The sequence below is a fragment of the Microbacterium immunditiarum genome, assembly GCF_013409785.1.
Taxonomy (GTDB): Bacteria; Actinomycetota; Actinomycetes; order Actinomycetales; family Microbacteriaceae; genus Microbacterium; species Microbacterium immunditiarum.
Genome location: NZ_JACCBV010000001.1, coordinates 2,512,474 through 2,534,935 on the forward strand (window position 1 = coordinate 2,512,474; position 22,462 = coordinate 2,534,935).

Below are 22,462 nucleotides of genomic sequence, written 5' to 3' on the forward strand. Positions count from 1 at the left end.
CCTACGCCCGGTCGTCGCGCGCGGGGGCCGTGTCGTCCGCGGCTGCGGTGGGCAGAGGCGCGTCGTCGTTCCTGCCCGGGGCGAGCGTCATCGGCAGCGGGGACGGGCGCTTCGCCGTGATGTTGTCGCCCGACGACTGGTGGCGCAGGCGCCGCAGCACCCACGGCACGAGGTGCTCGCGCGCCCACACGAGGTCGTGCGCGCGCGCCGCGCGCCACGTGCGGCGCGGCAGCGGATCGGGCTGCATCGGCTGGAGGTCGTTCGGCACGTTGAGCGCGCGCAGCACCATGCGGGCGACCTCGTGGTGGCCGAGCGAGTTCAGGTGGAGGCGGTCGTCGTCGAAGAACCGCGGATCCTGGATCTCCTTCAGCGCCCACTGGTCGGCGACGATGCAGTCGTAACGGTCGGCGATCGCACGGAGGTTCTCGTTGTAGATCGCGATCTTGCCGCGGAACGGCCGGAACACCGGCGTGAAGTTCGTGTCGATCCCCGTGAACGCGACGATGGTCGCACCCGAGCTGCCGAGCCGGATGACCGCATCCTCGAACTGGCGTGCGATCTCGTCGGGGTCCGTGCCGGGGCGGATCACGTCGTTGCCACCCGCGCAGAACGTGATGAGGTCGGGCTTCAGCTCGAGCGCCTGCTCGAGCTGGTCGGCGACGATCTGCGCGATGAGCTTGCCGCGCACCGCGAGGTTCGCGTACGCGAAGTCGTCGACCTGCTGCGACAGCACCTCGGCGACTCGGTCCGCCCATCCCCGGTGGCCGCCCGGGCTGTCGGGCTCGGGGTCGCCGATTCCCTCGGTGAACGAGTCGCCGAGGGCCACGTAGCGGCGCCAGGGGTGCGGCTGCGCGTTCGCGACGTACGGAGTGCGCGGATCGTCTTCGGTCGTCATTCGTCTTCCTCGCTTGTGGCCGGTTACGAGGTTAGCCCGCGCGGCGGACGTCGGCGCCGAGGCGTCGCCGGGCTCGTCTATCGTGGTGACTCGTTGTGCCGAGACGAGGGGAGGGCGTCGATGGACGACGAGGCGCTGGTCGCCGAGCGCGCGACCGACACCGAGTCGCCTGATCTCGGACATGCGGATGGCGCCGACCGCGGCATCCGTCACATCGGATCCTTCGCCGCCGAGCACCTCTCGCCGTCGTTCCCGCAGCGCGCCCCTTGGGGCACCGCGCAGCGCCTCCGCAGGTGGCAGGCCGAGGCACTGGACCTGTACTTCGGCCTCGACGGTCCGGACGGTCCCGGTGCGGGCCCCCGAGACTTCCTCGCCGCGGCGACCCCGGGCGCCGGCAAGACGACCTTCGCGCTCCGCCTCGCGAGTGAGCTGCTGCGCCGGCGCGTGGTCGATCGGATCGTCGTGGTGGCGCCGACCGAGCACTTGAAGACCCAGTGGGCGGATGCCGCGGCCCGCGTCTCGATCCGGCTCGATCCCGCGTTCAGCAACCGCCACGTCGCGCCCGCGCGGCACTTCCATGGCGTCGCCGTGACGTACGCGCAGGTCGCGGTCAAGGCATCCGTCCATCAGCGACTCACGCTCGACGCGCGCACGCTCGTGATCCTCGACGAGGTGCACCACGGCGGCGACGCGCTGAGCTGGGGCGATGCCCTTCGCGAGGCCTACGCGCGAGCCACCCGGCGCCTGCTGCTGTCGGGCACGCCGTTCCGCAGCGACACCGCGCCGATCCCGTTCGTCGAGTACCACCCCGACGACAAGGGCATCCGCGTCTCGCGCACCGACTACAGCTACGGCTACGCGAGGGCGCTCGAGGACGGCGTCGTGCGGCCCGTGATCTTCCTCGTCTACGCCGGCTCGATGCGCTGGCGCACGAAGACCGGTGACGAGATGGAGGCGCAGCTCGGGCAGGACAACACGAAGGACGTCACCGCCCAGGCGTGGCGCACGGCGCTCGATCCTGCGGGGGAGTGGATCCCTGCCGTGCTCCGGTCGGCGGATCGCCGCCTCAGCGAGGTGCGCGAGCAGGTGCCGGATGCCGGCGGCCTCGTCATCGCGACGGACCAGACCGCCGCACGGGCGTACGCCGAGGTCCTGCGGGGCATCACGGGCGAGGCACCCACGGTCGTGCTCTCCGACGAGGCGGAGGCGTCGTCGCGCATCGAGGAGTTCTCGCAGGGGACGTCGCGCTGGATGGTCGCGGTGCGCATGGTGTCGGAGGGCGTCGACGTGCCGCGTCTGTGCGTCGGCGTCTACGCCACGAGCGCCTCGACGCCGCTCTTCTTCGCGCAGGCGATCGGCCGCTTCGTGCGGGCGCGCCGGCGCGGCGAGACCGCGAGCGTGTTCCTGCCGAATGTGCCGCAACTGCTCGCCCTTGCGAACGAGCTCGAGCGCCAGCGCGATCACGCGCTCGACCGCGACACGGACGGCGACGATGATTGGAACGCCGAGGAGGACCTGCTCGCGGCGGCGGCGCGCGAGGACAACGCATCCGACGCCCTCACCGAGGAGTTCGCGTTCCAGGCGCTCGAATCCGCCGCGCACTTCGACCGCGTGCTCTACGACGGCCGCGAATTCGGCCAGCTCGCCGTGCCCGGCACGCCCGAAGAGGAGGAGTTCCTCGGACTGCCCGGGCTCCTCGAGCCCGAGCACGTGCACGAGCTCCTCATGCAGCGACAAGTACGGCAAGGGAGGCACCGCAAGGCGCGCGAGGCCCGCCAGTCCGCTCCGGGCGTCCCTGCGGAGCCCGTGCCGCCTCAGGCGCTCCACCGCACGCTCAAGGAGCAGCGGCAGCTCCTCAACAGCCTCGTCGGCCTGTACGCCCGTCAGTCGGGCGAGCCGCACGGCGCCGTGCACGCCGAGCTGCGCCGGATCTGCGGCGGGCCGCCCGTGGCGCAGGCGACCGTCGCGCAGCTGCAGGCGCGCATCGACGTGCTTCGGAAGCGCGTGCACTCCTGAGCCACCCCCGCGATCCCGAGGGCCCGTTCGGAGGCCCGAAATGCTGTCAATCCGCGAGATTCCGGGAGTCCGAGCCGTGCCCGGGACTAGCGTGGACGCAACCCCGGACACAGAATCCTCATAGGAGGACCACTTGAGCGCGCCCGCCGCACAGACTCCCGCGCCGACGCCCGCGCCGAGCGCCCGCGACCGCAGGCGGTGGGCGCGGTTTCTCGTCGACGAGCGTGCCGAGGCGCGCCTGTACCGCCAGCTCGCGAGCCGGCGCACGGGGGAGGAGCGCGCGATCCTCGAGTCCCTCGCCGACGCCGAGGGACGCCATGAGGCGCACTGGCTCGCACTCCTCGGCGGCGAGCCCAAGCGCCTCCCTCGGCGAAGCCTCGACACGGTCGTCCTCGGCTGGATGGCGCGACGCTTCGGGTGGATCTTCGTCCTCGCCCTCGCGCAGAACGCCGAGCGGCGGTCGCCCTATGACGACGAGCCGTTCGCGACGGCGGCGATGGCGGCGGACGAGAAGATCCACAGCGAGGTGATCCGCACCCTCGCCGCTCGCGGACGCCGCCGCCTGTCCGGAACCTTCCGCGCGGCGGTGTTCGGCGCGAACGACGGTCTCGTCTCGAACCTCGCGCTCGTGATGGGCATCGGCGCGACCGGCGTCGCGTCTCAGTTCGTGCTCTTCAGCGGCATCGCGGGCCTGCTGGCCGGCGCCCTGTCGATGGCGGCGGGCGAGTTCGTGTCGGTGCGGTCGCAGCGCGAGCTGCTGTCGGCGACCGAGCCGAACGACGACGCCCACCACGCGCTCAGCGACCTCGACCTCGACGCGAACGAACTGGCTCTCGTCTATCGGGCGAGGGGGATGAGCGAAGCGGATGCCACAGCCCGCGCCCGCCGCGTGATCCGTGTCGCCCAGGGCATCGAGACCGCCCCGGCGATCACCAGCCCCGTCGGCGTTCCCGACGACCACGAGGTGGTCGGGCGAGCGTGGGGAGCGGCGATCTCGAGCTTTCTCTTCTTCGCCTCCGGCGCGATCATCCCCGTGCTGCCGTGGATGGTCGGTCTGAGCGGTCTCGCGGCGGTGATCACCGCCCTCGTGCTCGTGGGGACCGCCCTCATGCTGACGGGCGCGACGGTCGGACTCCTCTCCGGAGGGCCGCCCCTGCGGCGCGCCCTGCGCCAGCTCGGGATCGGCTTCGGCGCCGCAGCCGTCACCTACGCGCTCGGTCTGCTGTTCGGCGTCACACTGGGCTGACCGGGACGGGCCGCTCGATTCGTTCCGAGCCGCCGAACGTGATATCGTCGATCCTCGGTTGCGAAACCGAAAACCACCTCGCGCGGGTGGCGGAATAGGTAGACGCGCTAGCTTGAGGTGCTAGTGCCCGTATAGGGCGTGGGGGTTCAAGTCCCCCCTCGCGCACAGTGAGATCTGGGCCCCTTTCGAGGGGCCCAGATCTCGTTTCAATGCTCGTTCCCGACAGTGAAGGCCCCCACGACTTCGGGGGCCTTCGCCGTCGAGAGGATAGGTTGGAGCGCATGCCCGAAGCCCCCCTTCCCGAGGTCGTCGAGGTCGCGCGAGACCTCATCCGCTTCGACACCACGAACTACGGCGGAGGCCGCTCGAAGGGCGAGCGCGAGGCGGCTGAGTACGTCGGCGCCTACCTCGAGTCGATCGGGCTGACGCCCGAGCTCTACGAGCCGATCCCACGCCGCACCAACGTCATGGCGCGCGTTCCGGGACGCGACCGTTCGAAGCCGGCGCTCGTGCTGCACGGCCACCTCGACGTCGTCCCGGCGATCGCCGAGGACTGGAGCGTCGACCCGTTCGCAGGCGAGATCAGGGACGGCATGCTGTGGGGCCGCGGCGCCGTCGACATGAAGGACATGGACGCCATGATCCTCACGTCGGTCGCCGACATCCTTCGCGCGGGCGCGCAGCCCGAGCGCGACCTGATCCTCACGTTCTTCGCCGATGAGGAGAACGGGGGAGTCGAGGGCTCCGCTCTCGTCGTGCGCGACCGCCCCGAGTGGTTCGCGGGCGCGACCGAGGCGATCAGCGAGGTCGGCGGCTACTCCATCACCGCAGGAGGTCGGCGCGCCTACCTCCTGCAGACGGGCGAGAAGGCCCTCATCTGGCTCCGCCTCGTCGCTCGGGGCGTCGCCGCCCACGGCAGCCGCTACCACCCCGAGAACGCGATCACGCGGCTCTCCGAGGCCGTCACGGCACTCGGCCGCACCGAGTGGCCCGTGCGGCTGACCGACACGACCCGCGAGCTCCTCGACGGGCTCGCGGCACTCACCGGGGCATCCGCCGACGATCCCGACGCCCTCGCCGACGCGACGGGCGCGGCATCCGGCTTCATCCGCTCCACCCTGCGCACGACGACCAACCCGACCGGGCTCACCGCCGGCTACAAGCACAACGTGATCCCCGACCGCGCCGAGGCCCTCATCGACGTGCGCGTGCTCCCGGGCACCGAGGATGCGGCGCTCGCCGACATCCGGCGCGTCGTCGGCGACGACATCGAGGTCGAGGTCGTCGTGCAGGACGTCGGCCTCGAGGTGCCGTTCGAGGGCCCGCTCGTCGACGCGATGGTCGCGACCCTCGGCCGGCACGACCCCGGCACGCCCGTCATCCCTTACCTCATGGGCGGCGGCACCGACAACAAGGCGCTCTCGCGCCTGGGCATCGCGGGCTTCGGCTTCGCACCCCTGCGGCTGCCCGCCGACCTCGACTTCACCGGCATGTTCCACGGCGTCGACGAGCGCGTGCCCATCGACGCCCTCGTGTTCGGCAAGACTGTCCTCACCGACCTCCTCCGCACCTACTGACTCACGTCGCCCCGAGCGACCAGACACGACGGATGCCCCGCCCGCGGCATCCCGCACCGAAAGGCGTGCATGCAGCATCTGTTCGAGGCGATCATCCTGGGATTGGTCCAGGGCCTGACCGAATTCCTCCCCGTGTCGTCGAGCGCGCACCTGCGCATCGTGGGCGAGTTCCTGCCGAGCGCCGAGGACCCGGGCGCGGCGTTCACCGCGATCACGCAGATCGGCACGGAGGCGGCCGTCGTCGTGTTCTTCTGGCGTGACATCGTGCGCATCATCGGCGCGTGGTTCAAGGCGCTGTTCGGACGCATCCCGCCCAGCGATCCCGACGCGCGCCTCGGGTGGCTGATCATCATCGGCAGCATCCCGATCGTCGTGCTCGGGCTGCTGTTCCAGGACCAGATCGAGACCGTCTTCCGGTCACTGTGGCTCGTCGCCGGCATGCTCATCCTCTTCGGCGTGCTGCTCGGCATCGCCGACCACATCGGCGCGAAGCGGCGCAGACTGCACGACATCACCGTTCCGCACGGCATCGTCTACGGGTTCGCGCAGGCGCTCGCCCTCATCCCCGGCGTGTCACGCTCGGGCGGCACGATCACGGCCGGCCTGCTCATGGGCTACGAGCGGGCCGCGGCCGCGCGGTACGCGTTCCTGCTCGCGATCCCGGCCGTGTTCGGCAGCGGCTTCTATCAGCTCTTCAAGAGCTGGGACGAGCCGGGCGTCTTCACGCTCGGAGAGACCGCCGTCGCAACGGCCGTCGCCTTCCTCGTGGCGCTCGGGGTGATCGCGTTCTTCATGAGCTGGATCTCGAAGCACAGCTTCCTGCCGTTCGTCGTGTACCGCGTCGCGCTCGGCTCGACGATCCTCGTGCTGCTGAGCGTGGGGGTGCTCCAGCCGCTGTGAGCCGGTCGCGCGGTGCGGGACGTCAGCGTCGCGGCGGGTCGTCGCGGCCGGGCTTGGAGGGCCCGTCGCCGCGTCGGCGCAGGTAGCGCTCGAACTCCTGGGCGATGGCATCGCCGGATGCCTCGGGCGAGTCCCACGTGTCACGCGTGCGCTCGAGCTGGCGGATGTACTCCGTCATCTCCTCGTCGTCGGCGGCCGCGGCGTCGATCGACGCCTCCCACGCGGCGGCATCGGTCGCGAGCGTGCCGCGATCGACGGGCGCCCCGGTGAGGTCTTCGAGGCGGTCCAGCAGCGCGAGCGTCGCCTTGGGGGAGGGCGTGTGGCCCGCGACGTAGTGCGGGACGCTGGCCCACAGGCTCGCCGAGGGGATGCCCGCGGCATCCGCGGCGTGTGAGAGGACGCTCAGGATGCCGACCGGTCCTTCGTACGTGCTGCGCTCGAGATCCAGCGACTGGCGGACCTTCTCGCTGTCGCTGCCCGCGAACACGGAGATGGGGCGGGTGTGCGGCACGTCGGACATCATCGAGCCGAGGCTCACGAACCCCGTGACGTCCTCGCGCAGCGCGACGTCGATGAGCTCGCCCGCGAACGCCTGCCACGCACGCGCGGGCTCGACTCCCGTGAGCAGCCACAGCTGGGTGCCGCGCGTCGCATGCACCGGGCGATGGATCGTGGCCTCGGGCCACTTCAGCCGGCGCCGTCCCTCGCCGTCGATCTCGACGTGCGGGCGCGTGTACTGGTAGTCGAAGTACAGCTCGGGGTCGACGGAGAAAACGGGTTCGTACGATCCGCTCGTCTTCAGCTGCGCGATGGCGGACGAAGCGGCCTCACCGGCGTCGTTCCATCCGTCGAACGCGGCGACGAGCACTCGGCGTCCCAGTCCGTCCACACGACCCCCTCCGACCGCGGCACCCGCCGTCGGTCAGTTCCAGGATAGGCGTCGAGGCCGAGGACGGGGCCGCTGCCGTGCGGCCGGTCGGCCCCGAGCGGCCCTCGTTAGGATTGAGCGGTGAATCCCCGCCTTCCCGCCGCCGTCCTGTGGGACATGGACGGCACCCTCGTCGACACCGAGCCGTACTGGATCGCCGCCGAGACGCCGCTCGTCGAGAGCTTCGGCGGGTCGTGGTCGCACGAGGAGTCGCTCCGACTGGTGGGGCTGGGCCTCGACGACGCGGCGCGCATCTTCCAGGACGCGGGTGTGCGGATGCCGGTCGACGACATCGTCAACCGCCTCACCGACGACGTCCTCGCGCAGCTCACGACGAGGGGCGTGCCGTTCCGTCCCGGCGCGCGCGAGCTGCTCGCGAGCCTGCGCGACGCGGGAGTGCCGACGGCGCTCGTGACGATGTCGCTGCGCCGCATGGCGCAGTCGGTCGTCGACCTCATCGACTTCGAGGCGTTCGACATCATCGTCGCGGGCGACGAGGTGGCCCGCCCGAAGCCGTTCCCCGACCCGTACCTTCGTGCGAGCGAGCTGCTGGGCGTCGACCCCGCCGACACGATCGCGATCGAGGACTCGCCCAACGGACTGCGCTCGGCGGTGGCCGCAGGCGCGGTCGCGATCGGCGTCCCGAACATCATCGGCCTCGAGGGCGCGGGCGCCCACGCGCTGTGGCCCACGCTCTCGGGCCGTACCGCCGACGACATCGCCGCGCTGCACGGCGCTCACTTCAGAGGAGTCCGCCGATGACCGACGAACCGCTGACCGAGAACCGGATGCCCCACCCCGCATCCCGCCCGAGCGGCCCGTTCCGCGTGGGCGACCGCGTGCAGCTCACCGGTCCGAAGGGCCGACTGCACACCATCACGCTCCGCCCCGGCGGCGAGCTGCACACCCACCACGGCGTGCTGCGGCACGAGCAGCTCATCGGCGTGCCCGACGGCTCGGTCGTCGAAGGCAGCGGCGGGCACGAGTACCTCGCCCTGCGGCCCCTCCTGCGCGACTTCGTCATGTCGATGCCGCGCGGCGCCGCGATCGTGTACCCGAAGGACGCGGCGCAGATCCTCGCCGAGGCGGATGTCTTCCCCGGCGCGACGGTCGTCGAGGCCGGCGTCGGCTCGGGTGCCCTGTCGCTGTGGCTGCTGCGGGCGGTCGGCGCATCCGGACGCCTCGTCTCGTTCGAGCGGCGTGCCGACTTCGCCGACGTGGCGAAGGCCAACGTCGAGACCTTCTTCGGCGAGATGCCCGCCAACTGGGACGTCGTCGTCGGCGACCTCGTGGAGGCGCTCCCGGAGACGGTGGGCGCGGCATCCGTCGATCGTGTCGTCCTCGACATGCTCGCACCGTGGGAGTGCATCGACGCCGTCGCCGACGCGCTCACGCCGGGCGGGGTCGTGGTCTGCTACGTCGCGACGGCGACGCAGCTCAGCCGCGTAGCCGAGTACATCCGCACAACCGGCCTGTTCACCGAGCCCGACGCGAGCGAGACGATGGTGCGCGGATGGCACGTCGAGGGCCTCGCGGTGCGCCCCGACCACCGGATGGTGGCCCACACCGGGTTCCTGCTGTGGGCGCGCCGCCTCGCTCCGGGTGCGATCCCGCCCGAGCGCAAGCGCCGTGCGTCGAAGTCCAGCTACAGCGACGAGGACGTCGAGCTGTGGACGCCCGGTGCCGTCGGAGACCGCGAGATCACCGACAAGAACCTTCGCAAGCGCGTGCGCGAGGCGCGGCGCGCCGCGGAGGGTGCTCGGCAGGCGGCCGCGGCCGATGAGGATGGCCGGGCCGAGTAGGGCGTGAGGGGCGGCGCGCGATGCCGCCTAGACTGTTCCGGTGCGCAAGATCCCCGTTGCCCTCACGGTCGTCGCCCTCGCCGCCGTCGGCTTGACCGGCTGCTCCCAGTCCGCCGCCGACGCGTGCCCACGCCCGTCCGCCGATCCCGAGGTGGCGAACCTGGTCACGGTGACTGGCGACCAGGAGGACGTGCCACGCGTCAAGGTCTACACGCCGCTCCACACCGACGAGCTCGTCGTGGGCGACGTCGTGCGTGGTGAGGGCGCCCCGATCACGACGGTCGACCAGGTCGCCGTGGTCGATGTGTCGGTCATCAGCGCCGAGACCGGCGAGGAGATCGTCTCGACGCCGTACGACGGCGATCTGTCGCGGGCGTTCGCGCTCTCGCGGTGGGAGCAGACGTTCCCGACGTTCGACCGCATCGTCGAGTGCGCGACCGAGGGCTCGCGCATCGTCGCCGCGCTCCCGCCGGGTGACGTCGCGCCCGAGGCTGCGGAGAGCTTCGGCATGTCCGAAGAGGATTCGGCCGTGCTCGTGGTTGACGTGCGCAAGGTGTTCCTGCCTCGCGCAGACGGCGCCAACCAGTTCAACGCCGATCGGGGCGTCCCCTCCGTCGTCCGCGCGCCGAACGGCCGCCCGGGCATCATCGTCCCCGACGGAGCACCGCCCTCGGACCTCGTCGTCCAGACGATCAAGAAGGGCGACGGCGAGGCCGTGTCGTCGGATGCGCCGTTCCGCGCCCACTACACGGGCCTCACGTGGGCCGACCGCGAGGTGTTCCAGACCACGTGGGACGGCGAGCCGGCATCGCTCACGCTCGACTCGCTCGTGCCCGGCGTCGCCGAGGCGCTCGAGGGCGCGACGGTGGGCTCGCAGGTGCTCGTCGTGGTGCCACCCGACCTCGGTTACGGCGAAGAGGAGCGGTCCGGGATCCCCGCCGATTCGACCCTCGTGTTCGTGTTCGACATCCTCGGGATCGACGCGGCTCCGGCCGAGTAGAACGCGCTCCGCGAAACCCCGGAAGGGCGCCGCACCGGCGCCTAAGATGAGGGAGTGCCTGCCAAAGTCGCCGTGAAGAGCCCGCCCGATGAGCGGCTCGTGAACCTTGTCGTCGCCCTCATGGCGACCGACGTGGGGCTCACGAAGGACACGATCCTCACGTCGGTGGCCGGCTACCGCGAGCAGTACGAGTCGGGCGCGTCCAAGGACGCCCTCGAGAAGATGTTCGAGCGCGACAAGGAGAGCCTGCGCGCGCTCGGCGTGCCGATCGAGACGATCGGCGATTGGGCAGATCCCGACGATCTCCGCGAAGCGCGCTACCGCGTTCCCACGACCGAGTACGAGCTCCCCGAAGACATCACGTTCACACCCGCCGAGGTCGCGCTGCTGAACCTCGCGGGCACCGTGTGGGGCGAGAGCTCGATGTCCGCCGACGCCCGCACGGGGCTCCGCAAGATCCGGGCGCTCGGGATCGACGTCGACGAGCCGATCATCGGCTACACGCCGCGGATCAGCGTGCGCGAGCCGTCGTTCGGTCCGCTGCAGCAGGCGATCGAGCACTGCCGCGTCGTGACCTTCCCCTATCTCAAGCCAGGCGAGGCGGAACCGCGGATGCGCCATGTGCAGCCGCTCGCCCTCGTCGAGTTCGAGGGCCGGTGGCACCTGTTCTCGAACGACCTCGACATGGACGCCGACCGCACGTTCCTGCTGGCGCGCGTCGTGGGCGACGTCACGATCACGCGGCAGCGCTTCGCGCGCGAGCTGCGCGAGGGAGCCGGCGACCGTGCCCTCGCCGGCCTCGACGCGGTCGCCGCGCGCAACAGGGCCCTGCTCGAGGTGAACCCCGGCTCCGAGGCCGCGCTGCGGCTCAGCCGCCGTGCGGAGCCCGCCGAGCAGGGCATCCACGTGCACTACGTCGACATCAACATCTTCGCCGACGAGCTGGCGTCGTACGGTCCCGAGGTGCGCGTCGTCGAGCCCGAAGACCTCCGCGACCACGTGATCCGGCGCCTGCACGCGACGGCCGAGGTGCACGGAGCGTTCGAAGGAGATCCGCAGTGACCGCCCGCCGCCAGCCGCTCGTCGCGACCGACCGCGCCGCCCTCATGCTGCAGCTCGTGCCGTACCTCATCTCCAAGGGCGAGGTGTCGATCGCCGAGGCCGCCGACGAGTTCGAGGTCACGCCGCAGCAGATGCGCTCGATGGTCGAGAAGCTGCCGATGATCGGCCTGCCGGGCGATAGCGGGTACTGGCAGATGCCGAACGACCTCTTCGACATCGACTGGGACCTCCTCGACGAGCAGGACGTCATCGTCATCACGAACGCGGTCGGCCTCGAGCGCGCACCGCGGCTGACGGCGCGCGAGGCGGCCGCTCTGCTCACGGGCCTCCAGCTCGCGCGCTCGATCCCGGGCGTGGGCGACACCGACCTGTTCACCGGACTCCTGCGCAAGCTCTCCCGCGGAGCGTCGAGCGCGCCCGCGGAGGTCATCGTCGCCTCCGCCCCGGTCGACGCCGTCCGCGACGCGGTCGCGCGCGCGGTCCGGCAGGGCGTGGCGGTCTCGTTCACCTACAAGGCGCCGGATGCCCCGCCCACGACGCGCACGGTCGACCCCGTCAAGGTGCACATCGCCGATGGCCAGTGGTACCTGCAGGGCTGGTGCCACCTGCGCGAGGCGATGCGCACCTTCCACCTCGACCGCGTGAGCGACATCGAGCTCACCGATATCGCGATCGAGCACGGGCACGACCCGGTGCCCGACTGGTTCCAGGAGGGCAAGGGCGACATCGTCGCGCGCGTGCGGTTCCCCGCATCCGTCGCCCCGCTTCTCGGGGACTATCTCGACCGCGCGCGCGTCGAGACGGACGGCGAGTGGTCGGTCGCCACGATGCGCATCGCCGACGAGCAGAGCCTCAAACGGCTCGCGGCCCGTCGCGGAGGCGCCGTCGAGGTGCTCGAGCCCGCGGGCGCGCGCGCCGCTGCGCGGTCGTGGGCCGAAGCCGGCCTCGCGCAGTACAACTGAACACCCGGCGAGTCGACCAGGCCTCTCGGCCGCCGATACGGGCGGAGGGTTACACTGTCAGCGGACCCGCCGAAAGGAATCGACAATGCTGCAAGGCCTCACAGGGTGGCACTTCCTGATCATCCTCGCCGTGATCCTGCTGCTGTTCGGCGCGGCCAAGCTCCCCGCGCTGGCGAAGAGCATGGGTCAGTCCGCCCGCGTGTTCAAGGGCGAGATGAAGGCGATGAAGGACGACGACGCGGCGCCCGCCGCCACGAACGCGAGCGGTTCGGCCGCCTCGACCGAGGCTCCGGCAGCCGACGTGCGCACCGACGCGGGCGGAACCTCCGACTCCAAGTCCTGACGGCCGTGGCGACGGCAGGACCGCCGCGCGTGGGAGAGTCCGGCGTCCCACGGCGCGACAAGCGCATGTCGCTCGGCCAGCACCTGGTCGAGCTCCGCAAGCGCATCATGATCGCGGCGATCGGCGTCGTCGCGGGAATGGTCGTCGCGTTCTTCATCACGGACCCGGTCATCTGGCTCATCACCGAGCCCATCCGCGCGATCGCCGAGACGTCCGACGAGCGCAGCAAGGTCGAGCTCATGTTCACGACCGTGACGTCGGCCTTCGACCTGCGGCTGCGCATGTCGTTCGCGATCGGCCTGCTCCTGTCGGCTCCGATCTGGATGTGGCAGATCTGGGCGTTCATCATGCCCGGCCTGACCCGGAAGGAGATCCGCTACACGGTCGGGTTCCTCGCCGCGGCGATCCCGCTCTTCTTCGCCGGATGCTACGTGGGCCTCGTGGTCATGCCGCACATCGTCGAGCTCATGGCATCGTTCGTGCCCGAGGGCGCCGCGTCGTTCTTCGACGCCGCCTACTACTACGACTTCGTCTTCAAGCTCCTCATCGTGGTGGGCGTCTCGTTCGTGCTGCCCGTCTTCCTCGTCGCGCTGAACTTCGCGGGCATCATCTCGGGCAAGGCGATTCTCAAGGGCTGGCGGGTCGCAGTGCTGGTCGCGTGCATCTTCGCGGCCCTCGCGACCCCGGCGGCAGACGTCGTGAGCATGCTCCTGCTGGCCGGGATCCTCGTGGTGCTGTTCTTCGCCGCGGCATCCGTCTCGCTCATCTTCGACCGCCGACGTGCCAAGCGCGACGCGGCACTCCTGCCCGGCGACGGGGCGCCGTGACCGACCCAGGTCCTGCCGAGCGCTACGCGCGGGCGCGCGAATCCGCGGAGGGCGACCGGCACCACCCGATCGCGGCCGCGTTCGCCGCGTCGCAGCCGTTCGAGCTGGACCCTTTCCAGCTCGAGGCGTGCCGTGCGCTCGAGGAGGGGCGCGGGGTGCTCGTCGCCGCTCCCACAGGCGCCGGCAAGACGATCGTGGGCGAGTTCGCCGTGCACCTCGCGATGCGCGAGCCCGAAACGAAGGCGTTCTACACGACGCCGATCAAGGCCCTGTCGAATCAGAAGTTCCGCGAGCTGCAGGACGTGTACGGTGCCGACGAGGTCGGTCTGCTCACGGGCGACACGAACATCAACGGCAGCGCGCGCGTGGTCGTCATGACGACCGAGGTGCTGCGGAACATGCTGTACGCCGATTCGCCGGCGCTGCGGGGTCTGCGCTACGTCGTGATGGACGAGGTGCACTACCTCGCCGACCGGTTCCGCGGCGCGGTGTGGGAGGAGATCATCATCCACCTGCCGCGCAGCGTGCGGCTCGTGTCTCTGTCAGCGACGGTCTCCAACGCCGAGGAGTTCGGCGACTGGCTCGACACCGTGCGCGGCGACACCGAGGTGATCGTGTCCGAGACGCGGCCGGTGCCTCTCGAGCAGCACGTGCTCGTGCGCGGCGACCTGCTCCCGCTCTTCGACGACCGCGCGGGCGTCGCGACGGCACAGGTGAACCAGGAGCTCATGCGCATCCGCTCCTTCAAGGGGCCCCTGTACGAGAACAACCGCCGCGCCCAGTCGCTCTCCAGCGCGCGCCACGCGGGCTACGACGCGGCGCGACGTCGCCCGCAACGGGGCGGCAAGCGACCCGTCCGATCCGCGAACGTGCGGCGGGTCGAGCGGCTCGACCGTCCGGACGTCGTCGAGCTGCTGCGCCGCTCGAACCTGCTTCCCGCGATCTTCTTCATCTTCAGCCGAGCCGGATGCGACGGGGCGGTGCAGCAAGCGCGGAGAGCCGGCCTGCGACTGACCACTCCCGACGAGCGGCGCGAGATCCGCAGGACGGTCGAGGAGCGCACGCGGACTCTCCTGGACGAGGACCTCGCCGTGCTCGGGTACTACGAGTGGCTCGACAACCTCGAACGCGGTGTCGCGTCGCACCACGCGGGGCTCCTTCCCGCGTTCAAGGAGGTCGTCGAGGAGCTGTTCCAGCGCAAGTTGGTCAAGGCCGTGTTCGCGACGGAGACGCTCGCGCTCGGCATCAACATGCCCGCGCGCACGGTGGTGCTCGAGAAGCTCGAGAAGTTCAACGGCGAGGCGCGCGTCGCGATCACGTCGGGGGAGTACACGCAGCTCACCGGCCGAGCGGGTCGGCGGGGCATCGACGTCGAGGGCCACGCCGTCATCCAGTGGACCGAGGGACTCGATCCGCAGGCCGTCGCCGCCCTCGCCTCCCGCCGCACGTACCCCCTGAACTCCAGCTTCCGGCCGACCTACAACATGGCGGTCAACCTCATCGACCAGTTCGGCCGCGCACGGGCGCGCGAGATCCTCGAGTCCTCCTTCGCGCAGTTCCAAGCCGACCGGGCGGTGGTCGGACTCGCGCGTCAAGTGCGTGAGCAGGAGGAATCGCTCGCGGGCTACGAGAAGGCGATGACGTGCGACCGCGGCGACTTCACCGAGTACTCCGGCATCCGGCGCGAGCTCAGCGACCTCGAGAAGCTCAACCGCAAGGACGCGAACGCGAACCGCGCGACACGCGACAAGCGTCAGCGCGAGATCGCCGCGTTGCGGAAGCGGATGCAGCGGCACCCGTGCCACGTATGCCCCGACCGTGAGAACCACGCGCGCTGGGCGGAGCGGTACTGGAAGCTGAAGCGCCAGATCGACCGCCTGCGGCAGCAGATCGACACGCGCACCGGCACGGTCGCGCGGATCTTCGACCGCGTCGTCGAGGTGCTGGAGGTGCTCGACTACGTCCGCGTCGCGGACGACGCGACGACGACGCTCACGCCGGCGGGCCGCACGATGCGGCGCATCTACGGAGAGCGCGACCTGCTCGTCGCCGAGTCGCTGCGGCTCGGCACGTGGTCCGACCTCGACGTCGCATCGCTCGCGGCGCTGGCGTGCTGCATCGTGTACGAGCCGCGCCGCGACGAGGCGGGTCCGGGTGAGCACGGGCTCCCGCGCGGACCCTTCCGGCGCGCGCTCGCCGACACGCAGACGCTGTGGCAGCAGCTCGACGACCTGGAGCGCGATCACCGCCTGCCGGGATCCGAGCCGCTCGGCACGGGCCTCGCGCTCGCGATGCACTCGTGGGCGCGCGGCATGCCGCTCGACCGAGTCCTGACCGAGGCCGACCTCGCGGCGGGCGACTTCGTGCGGTGGGCGAAGCAGACCATCGACCTGCTCGACCAGCTCTCGCTCGTCGCCGAGCAGCCCGTCGCCACGAAGGCGCGCCAGGCGCTCGAGGCGGTGCGCCGAGGCATCGTCGCGTACACGACCGTCTGACCGCGCCCGTAGGGTTGATCCGTGCCCCTCTCCGCGCCCGAGCGACCGGTCCTGCCGCTGTGGGCCGCCGTCGTCGCGTCGGCGGCCGGCGGGCTGCTGCTCGACGTCGCCTTCCCGTCGGTCGGGTGGTGGCCGATGGCGTTCCCGGCGGTCGCGCTCGCCCTCGTGAGCCTCATCGGACGCACGGCAGGCGGCGCGCTGCTCGTGGGCGTGGTGTTCGGAGTCGCGTTCTACCTCATGAACGTCGACTTCACGGCGCGATGGGTGGGGCCGCTTCCGTGGGTCGCGCTCTCGGTGTTCGAGTCCCTGTTCGTCGCCGTCGGGGCACTGCTGATCACCCTCGCGTATCGCTGGATTCCGCGTGTGCTGCCGACGCGGTGGGCGCGCCTGACCGTGCTCCCAGCCATCGTGGCGGGGCTGTGGACGGCCCGTGAGGAGGTCACGGGCGGCTTCCCCTACGGCGGGTTCCCGTGGGGGAGGGTCGGCACGAGCCAGGTGGGCGGGCCGCTCATCGAGGTGGTCTCGTGGATCGGCACGGCGGGGCTCTCGTTCCTCGTCGTGGGCCTGACGGCCGTCGTGATCGAGGTCGTGCGCATGACGACGTGGCGGTCGCGGGCGATCATCGTCCGCGCGGGAGTGATCCCGATCGGCGCGGTCGTCGTGATGCTCGTCGGACTCGCGGTCATCCCCGCATGGCAGACGACGCCGGAGGGCGACATCCGCGTGGTGAGCGTCCAGGGCAACGGACCGGCCGGGTACTTCGACGTTCGGCAGCGGGGCGACGTCCTCGCGTCGCAGTTCGACGCGACCGAGCCCCTGTTCGGCGAGGAGGGCGTCGACGCCGTCGTGTGGCCCGAGGGCTCGGTCGACCTCGATCCGCGAGACTCGGCAGTCGCGGCATCCGCGTTGAATCGCGTCTCGCGCTCGTTCGACGCGCCGCTCGTCGCGAACATGGTGCGCCTCGAGGGCGAGGAGTTCTTCAACACGTCCTTCGTGTGGGTCGCCGGCGAGGGCATGACCCAGAGGTACGACAAGCGCAACCCGGTGCCGTTCGGCGAGTACGTGCCCGACCGCGCGTTCTACCGGGGGATCGCTCCCGACCTCATCGACATGATCGGTCGCGACTACACGCCCGGAGTCAACCCACCCGTGTTCGAGCTCGACGGGTTCCGCGCGGGCCTCGCGATCTGCTTCGACGTCATCTACGACGCGCTCGTGTGGGAAGGCGCGGCCGACGGCGCGGACGTGTACTTCTTCCAGACGAACAACGCCGACTTCCGCGGCACCGACGAGAACCTGCAGCAGCTCGCCGTCGCGCGACTGCGAGCGATCGAGACCGGCCGCTCGGTCGTGAACATCTCGACGGTGGGGACGAGCCAGGTGATCGCCCCGGACGGCACGACGATCGACTCGCTGCCGGCTGACGAGCCGGGGGCGATGCTCACCGACGTCGAGCTGCGGACAGGGCTCACTCCCGCCGTCGTCGCCGGCCCGTGGATCAAGGCGGTGCTCGAGTGGGGGAGCGTCGCGGCCCTCGCCGTCGTCGCGGGCGTCATCGCAGCGGGCCAGCGCGCGAACGCGAAAACGCCGGCCCCCGAAGGGACCGGCGTCTCAGAGCCGATGTGACCGCGTCACGCGGTCATGCGGTCGGCTGACTCCTTGGTGACGTCTTCGCCGGCACCGCGACGCGCGCGGATGTAGGCGAGACGCTCCTCGAGGAGCTCCTCGAGCTCCGGGATGGTGCGACGCTCCAGCAGCATGTCCCAGTGGGTGCGCGGAGCCTTGTCGTCGCTGTGGTCGACCGACGCCGTCTTGTCGCCGATGCGCAGAAGCGCCTCGGCGCCACACGTCCGGCACTCCCATGTCTGGGGCACCTCGGCCTCGGCTGCGAAAGTCAAAGTCGTGTCACGTCCACACGACGTGCACGAGTAGATGTGCTGTGCGCGCTCGTGGAAGACGACGCCCTCTTCGCTCTGTAAGCTCTGGGCGCCGATCCGGATGCCGCGCAGGCTGCGGTCTGCCATTGTGTGGTCCTCTCGTCGCTATAGAGGTATAACGAAGCGACCTGTGCGGATACTCCAAACGGGGGCCTCGGCGGGGGCTTTCACAGCCCGCGACCGGGCCTTTCACAGTGGACGTACAGCCGGACGAGCGGCCCTCTCACGACAGCGTGTCAAGCGCGATGTCGGCGCGGTCCGTGACGATTCCGTCGACGCCCATCGCGACGAGGCGCCGCATGTCGGCGGGGTCGTTCACTGTCCACACGTGGACCTCGATTCCGTGCCGGTGAGCGGCCTCAACGAGGCGCGGCGTCACGACCCGCAGAGCGCCCCGGCGCTCCGGAATCTGCAGTGCGTCGACGCCGGTGAGCGTGCGGCGAACGAGCCGCTCCGAGCGCACGGCGAGGGCGGAGAGGACGCGTGCGACGGTCTCGGTGCCGGGGGAAGTCGCGGGACGGATGCCGCCACCCGCCTCCGCCGTGCGCAGCGCCTCACGCCGTCGGGCGTCCGAGAAGCTCGTCACGAGCACGCGATCGCCGTGCTTCGCGACGATGCGGCCGACGGCGGTCGCGGCATCCGCTGCCTTGACGTCGAGGTTGAACCGCAGGCTCGGGAACGCGTCGAGCGCCTGCTCGAGCGTGATGAGGCCGCCGCGCGACTCCATGAGGCTCTCGAGCTCGCGCGTCGTCACCTCCGCGACGGCGCGGGGGTCGCCCGTGACACGTACGAGGCTCTCGTCGTGGAAGAGCACCACTGTTCCGTCGGCGGTGAGATGGCAGTCCGACTCGACGTAGGTCACCCCGGCCGCGTGCGCAGCAGCGACCGCCGCGAAGGAGTTCTCGACGACGCCGTCGCGCGCGTCGGAGGGCACGACGAGACCTCGGTGGGCGAGCACACGCGGCGCGTCGGTGGCGGTGAACCACGGATGCCGCGCCCCTGGGTCCGGGCGCTCAGGCCCCGGCATCCGCCTGTCGGTTCGTGTCGTTCGGGCCGTCCGTGTCGTCGCCTGTGGCGGGGGCAGGCGGCACGGGCGGGACCGGCGGAAGGGGCGGAAGGGGCGGGACCGGGGGAGCGGCCGGTGCGTCCGACTGCGCCTCGGGCAGCCTGCCGCTCACGTCGGCGCGTGCCTCGCTCGCGATCTCGTCCGCGGCATGCGCCGCCGCGTGCGCCGCCGCCAGGGCCTCGTCGGCCGTCGAGTCCGATGCGCCGATCCGCGAGCGTCGGGGTGCGCGCGCGTCGGATACCCCGCCGTCGCTGCCGGTCGCTCGTCCGGCGAAGGCCTGCCCGATGCCGTTGAGGGCCTCGGTGAACTCGCTCGGGATGATCCACAGCTTGCTGGACGGGCTCTCGGCGATCTTCGGCAGCGTCTGGAGGTACTGGTACGCGAGGAGCTTGTCGTCGGGGTCGCCGACGTGGATCGCGTTGAAGACCGTCTCGATCGCCTCGGCCTCACCCTGGGCGCGCAGGACCGCCGCCTGCTTGTCGCCCTCGGCGCGCAGGATCTCGGCCTGCCGCTGACCCTCGGCCTGGAGGATCGCCGACTGCTTGGTGCCCTCGGCGGTCAGGATCGCGGCGCGGCGGTCGCGCTCGGCGCGCATCTGCTTCTCCATCGAGTCCTGGATCGACAGCGGCGGATCGATCGCCTTGAGCTCGACGCGGGAGACGCGAAGCCCCCACTTGCCGGTCGCCTCGTCGAGCACGACGCGCAGCTGGCCGTTGATCTCGTCGCGGCTCGTGAGCGCCTCTTCGAGGTTCAGGCCGCCGACGACGTTCCGGAGCGTCGTCGTGGTGAGCTGCTCGACGGCGCTCAGGTAGTTCGCGATCTCGTACGTCGCCGCGCGCGCGTCGGTGACCTGGAAGTACACGACCGTGTCGATCGACACCACGAGGTTGTCCTCGGTGATCACAGGCTGCGGCGGGAACGACACGACCTGCTCGCGCATGTCGACGAGCGGACGAAGCCGGTCGATGAACGGCACGAGGAGGTTCAGGCCCGGCTGCAGCGTGCGCTGGTAGCGGCCGAGTCGCTCGACGATGCCCGCGTACGCCTGGGGGATGATCCGGATCGACCGGAAGATCACGACGATCACGAAGATCGCCAGGACGATCAGCAGGACGACGATGAAGATCTGGCCGATGAAGGCGCCGGGATCGACGGTGTTCATGTGGGGAGCCCTTCGTCGGGTGCGGGGGGAGCAGGCGAAGAGGAAGACGGAGCAGGTGCGGGCTCGACCTCGACGATCGCGCCCTTGACGGCGGCGACGACGACGCGATCGCCGACGTCGAGCGAAGCCGATTCGTGACCGGGGGCGATCTGCGCCGTCCACGTCTCGCCGTTGTCGAGGCGCACGGAGCCGTTCCCGTCGACGAAGCGCGCGGTCACACGTGCCCCGAGGCCCGGCAGCGCGTCGACGTTCGTCTTGACGAGCGCGGAGCTGCGGCGCAGGGTGCGCAGCAGGAGCGGCCGGATCGTGAAGAGCAGGAGGACCGAGAGCGTCGCGGCGACCGCGATCTGGAGCCACCACGGGCCGCCGAGCAGCCACACGCCGAGGCCGCCGATGAGCGCGCCGGCCGCGAGCATGAGGAACGTGAACTCGAGCGTGAGCAGCTCGACGATGATGAACAGCAGCGCCAGGACGAGCCATGCGATCCACGTGTATTGCGTGAGATCCGGCAGCATCGCCCCTCCCGTCCGGTCGGCTTGCTTGAACACTAACACCGGCGGTGAGCCGAACGCCGCTTGATAGGGTCGAGACCGCCCGGCGCGGTGTGCCGCGGCATCCGATTCCCCAGGAGTGCCCCATGTCACAGCCTCTGGCCCCCGACTCGCTGCGCGGCAAGACCGCCCTCGTCACCGGGTCGTCGCGCGGCATCGGCGCCGACACCGCGCGCTATCTCGCGCAGGCCGGCGCGGACGTCATCATCAACTACCGCAACAAGGCGCCGCGCGCCGAGAAGCTCGCGAACGAGCTGCGCGAACTGGGGGTGCGGGTGCTCGTCGTCGGCGCCGACCTCACCGACAAGGACTCGGTCGGCGCGATGTTCGCGGAGGTCGAGCGCGCGTTCGGAGGCCTCGACGTCCTCGTGCTCAACGCCTCGGGCGGCATGGAGTCCGGCATGGGCGAGGACTACGCGCTGCGGCTGAACCGCGACGCGCAGCTCGGCGTGCTCGATGCGGCCCTGCCGCTGCTGCACGACGGCTCGCGCGTCGTGTTCGTCACGAGCCACCAGGCGCACTTCATCCGGACGACGCCGACGATGCCCGAGTACGAGCCCGTGGCGCTCTCCAAGCGCGCGGGCGAGGACGCCCTGCGCGAGCGCATCCCCGAGCTCGCCGAGCGCGGCATCGGACTGGTCGTGGTCTCAGGCGACATGATCGAGGGCACGATCACCGCGACGCTCCTCGAGCGCGCGAATCCCGGTGCGATCGCGTCGCGCCGCGAGTCGGCCGGACGCCTCTACAACGTGTCGGAGTTCGCGGCCGAGGTCGCGCAGGCCGCGATCGACCCGATCCCCGACGACAACACCCGCCTCGTGGGCGACGTCAGCTCGTTCACGGGGGAGTGAGATGCGCGCCGAAGACATCGAAGCCCTCATCTCGGTCGGCCGGCCCGCCATCGCCCCCGACGGCTCGTACGCGGCCTTCGCGACGTCGCGCCCCGACCTCACGGCCAACAGCAACGTCGGTCAGCTCTGGCGCGTCGAGCTTCCGGACGGCACGCCCCGCCGCCTGACGCGCGGCAAGGCCGACGCCGCGCCCCGTCTGTCTCCCGACGGCGCGCGCATCGCGTTCACACGCGGCGACGCCAAGGGCAAGCCGCAGCTGTTCGTCGTGGACGCGACGGGCGGCGAGCCCGTGCCGGTGACGGATGCCCCGCTGGGTGTCGGCGACTTCGACTGGTCTCCCGACGGGAGTCTGCTCGGCTTCACGGCCCGTGTGCCCGAGAAGGGCCGCTACGGCACCGTCGAGGGACTCGAGGCCAACGCCGAGGCGCCGCGCCGCATCACGGGCGTCCGCTGGCACGCCAACGGTCTCGGCTACCTCGCCGACCGCCCCGCTCACGTCTTCGTCGTGGCAGCGCCGCAGACCGACTCCGAGCCGTTCTACGAACCGGCGCCCGCGGTCGTCCCCGACGGCGAAGAGGCCCCGAAGAACCAGATCGTCGCCGCCGAGGCGACACAGCTCACGCACGGCGACCGATCCCACTCGGGTATCGCGTTCGCGGGCGACGAATCCTCACGACCGTCGACGAGATCGAGCGCGCGCGCCGCGACCTGCGCACGCCGCTCCTGGCCGTCCGCACCGACGGCTCGGGCGAGCGCGAACTGATCGGTCGCGACGCGAACCTCGGCATCGGCGGCGTCGTCGTCGCCGACGACGGCACGATCGCGTTCCTCGGCGACGACGT

At 71.1% G+C, this 22,462-nt stretch carries 21 protein-coding genes and 1 tRNA gene; 16 read left to right on the forward strand and 6 right to left on the reverse strand.

What is annotated here, in order from left to right; translation table 11 throughout:
- Nucleotide 1 precedes the first annotated feature (1 nt).
- Nucleotides 2–895 (reverse strand): SGNH/GDSL hydrolase family protein, encoded by an 894-nt coding sequence (locus BJ991_RS11685; protein ID WP_179490189.1) that lies wholly within the window; start codon nucleotides 893–895, stop codon nucleotides 2–4.
- A 120-nt stretch (nucleotides 896–1,015) separates the two neighbouring features.
- Here BJ991_RS11685 and BJ991_RS11690 point away from each other — a divergent pair, with 120 nt between their 5' ends.
- From BJ991_RS11690 to BJ991_RS11710, 5 genes are all read left to right on the forward strand, one after another.
- Nucleotides 1,016–2,911 carry a DEAD/DEAH box helicase gene (locus BJ991_RS11690; protein WP_246301086.1) on the forward strand — a complete coding sequence of 632 codons (1,896 nt, stop codon included), beginning with the start codon at nucleotides 1,016–1,018 and terminating at the stop codon, nucleotides 2,909–2,911.
- A gap of 133 nt (nucleotides 2,912–3,044) precedes the next feature.
- Nucleotides 3,045–4,157 (forward strand): VIT1/CCC1 transporter family protein, encoded by a 1,113-nt coding sequence (locus tag BJ991_RS11695; protein ID WP_179490192.1) that lies wholly within the window; start codon nucleotides 3,045–3,047, stop codon nucleotides 4,155–4,157.
- 80 nt (nucleotides 4,158–4,237) lie between these two features.
- Nucleotides 4,238–4,322 (forward strand) — tRNA-Leu (locus tag BJ991_RS11700).
- A gap of 116 nt (nucleotides 4,323–4,438) precedes the next feature.
- The gene (locus BJ991_RS11705; protein ID WP_179490194.1) at nucleotides 4,439–5,734 is read left to right on the forward strand and encodes a M20/M25/M40 family metallo-hydrolase; all 1,296 of its coding nucleotides are present in this window, start codon (nucleotides 4,439–4,441) and stop codon (nucleotides 5,732–5,734) included.
- Nucleotides 5,735–5,803: 69 nt separating this feature from the next.
- Complete coding sequence (locus BJ991_RS11710) at nucleotides 5,804–6,634, forward strand: undecaprenyl-diphosphate phosphatase (RefSeq protein ID WP_179490196.1); 831 nt, start codon at nucleotides 5,804–5,806, stop codon at nucleotides 6,632–6,634.
- 22 nt (nucleotides 6,635–6,656) lie between these two features.
- On the opposite strand, the gene BJ991_RS11715 is transcribed toward BJ991_RS11710, so the two are convergent.
- Nucleotides 6,657–7,523 (reverse strand): PAC2 family protein, encoded by an 867-nt coding sequence (locus BJ991_RS11715; protein WP_179490198.1) that lies wholly within the window; start codon nucleotides 7,521–7,523, stop codon nucleotides 6,657–6,659.
- 120 nt (nucleotides 7,524–7,643) lie between these two features.
- Between BJ991_RS11715 and BJ991_RS11720 the strand changes: the two genes are divergently transcribed.
- The 9 genes from BJ991_RS11720 to lnt all read left to right on the forward strand — a co-directional run bounded on the left by BJ991_RS11720 (nucleotide 7,644) and on the right by lnt (nucleotide 17,679).
- Entirely contained in the window at nucleotides 7,644–8,324 is a 681-nt protein-coding gene (locus tag BJ991_RS11720; protein ID WP_343048734.1) for an HAD family hydrolase, read from the forward strand.
- Nucleotides 8,321–9,364 (forward strand): tRNA (adenine-N1)-methyltransferase, encoded by a 1,044-nt coding sequence (locus BJ991_RS11725; RefSeq protein ID WP_246301088.1) that lies wholly within the window; start codon nucleotides 8,321–8,323, stop codon nucleotides 9,362–9,364. Before BJ991_RS11720 ends, BJ991_RS11725 begins: the two co-directional genes overlap by 4 nt.
- Nucleotides 9,365–9,404: 40 nt before the next feature.
- A complete protein-coding gene (locus BJ991_RS11730; protein ID WP_179490201.1) occupies nucleotides 9,405–10,364 on the forward strand; it encodes an FKBP-type peptidyl-prolyl cis-trans isomerase in 960 nt (319 codons plus the stop codon).
- Nucleotides 10,365–10,484: 120 nt separating this feature from the next.
- On the forward strand, nucleotides 10,485–11,426 hold the full coding sequence (locus BJ991_RS11735) for a helix-turn-helix transcriptional regulator (RefSeq protein WP_179492752.1): 942 nt from the start codon (nucleotides 10,485–10,487) through the stop codon (nucleotides 11,424–11,426).
- Entirely contained in the window at nucleotides 11,423–12,388 is a 966-nt protein-coding gene (locus BJ991_RS11740) for a helix-turn-helix transcriptional regulator (protein ID WP_343048736.1), read from the forward strand. Before BJ991_RS11735 ends, BJ991_RS11740 begins: the two co-directional genes overlap by 4 nt.
- Before the next feature lie 85 nt (nucleotides 12,389–12,473).
- Complete coding sequence (tatA, locus tag BJ991_RS11745; protein ID WP_179490203.1) at nucleotides 12,474–12,731, forward strand: Sec-independent protein translocase subunit TatA; 258 nt, start codon at nucleotides 12,474–12,476, stop codon at nucleotides 12,729–12,731.
- 65 nt (nucleotides 12,732–12,796) lie between these two features.
- Nucleotides 12,797–13,558, forward strand: coding sequence for a twin-arginine translocase subunit TatC (gene tatC, locus BJ991_RS11750; RefSeq protein ID WP_179492756.1), 762 nt, complete (start codon nucleotides 12,797–12,799; stop codon nucleotides 13,556–13,558).
- Complete coding sequence (locus tag BJ991_RS11755; protein WP_179490205.1) at nucleotides 13,555–16,053, forward strand: DEAD/DEAH box helicase; 2,499 nt, start codon at nucleotides 13,555–13,557, stop codon at nucleotides 16,051–16,053. The genes tatC and BJ991_RS11755 overlap by 4 nt, the downstream gene beginning before the upstream one ends.
- 21 nt (nucleotides 16,054–16,074) lie before the next feature.
- Nucleotides 16,075–17,679: an apolipoprotein N-acyltransferase gene (lnt, locus tag BJ991_RS11760; protein WP_179490207.1), complete on the forward strand. Its 1,605-nt coding sequence runs from the start codon at nucleotides 16,075–16,077 to the stop codon at nucleotides 17,677–17,679.
- Between the two features lie 5 nt (nucleotides 17,680–17,684).
- Here the strand turns inward: lnt and BJ991_RS11765 are convergent, their stop codons facing one another.
- The 4 genes from BJ991_RS11765 to BJ991_RS11780 all read right to left on the reverse strand — a co-directional run bounded on the left by BJ991_RS11765 (nucleotide 17,685) and on the right by BJ991_RS11780 (nucleotide 20,733).
- On the reverse strand, nucleotides 17,685–18,077 hold the full coding sequence (locus tag BJ991_RS11765) for an RNA polymerase-binding protein RbpA (RefSeq protein WP_179490209.1): 393 nt from the start codon (nucleotides 18,075–18,077) through the stop codon (nucleotides 17,685–17,687).
- Nucleotides 18,078–18,213: 136 nt separating this feature from the next.
- Entirely contained in the window at nucleotides 18,214–19,017 is an 804-nt protein-coding gene (locus tag BJ991_RS11770) for a glycerophosphodiester phosphodiesterase family protein (RefSeq protein ID WP_179490211.1), read from the reverse strand.
- On the reverse strand, nucleotides 19,004–20,218 hold the full coding sequence (locus tag BJ991_RS11775; protein ID WP_179490213.1) for an SPFH domain-containing protein: 1,215 nt from the start codon (nucleotides 20,216–20,218) through the stop codon (nucleotides 19,004–19,006). Before BJ991_RS11775 ends, BJ991_RS11770 begins: the two co-directional genes overlap by 14 nt.
- On the reverse strand, nucleotides 20,215–20,733 hold the full coding sequence (locus BJ991_RS11780; RefSeq protein WP_179490215.1) for an NfeD family protein: 519 nt from the start codon (nucleotides 20,731–20,733) through the stop codon (nucleotides 20,215–20,217). Before BJ991_RS11780 ends, BJ991_RS11775 begins: the two co-directional genes overlap by 4 nt.
- 122 nt (nucleotides 20,734–20,855) lie before the next feature.
- On the opposite strand from BJ991_RS11780, the gene BJ991_RS11785 reads away from it, so the two are divergent.
- Together BJ991_RS11785 and BJ991_RS18925 are read left to right on the forward strand one after the other, a co-directional pair.
- Nucleotides 20,856–21,620, forward strand: coding sequence for an SDR family oxidoreductase (locus tag BJ991_RS11785; protein WP_179490217.1), 765 nt, complete (start codon nucleotides 20,856–20,858; stop codon nucleotides 21,618–21,620).
- A gap of 1 nt (nucleotide 21,621) precedes the next feature.
- Nucleotides 21,622–22,383 (forward strand): TolB family protein, encoded by a 762-nt coding sequence (locus tag BJ991_RS18925; RefSeq protein ID WP_425487533.1) that lies wholly within the window; start codon nucleotides 21,622–21,624, stop codon nucleotides 22,381–22,383.
- Nucleotides 22,384–22,462 lie beyond the last annotated feature (79 nt).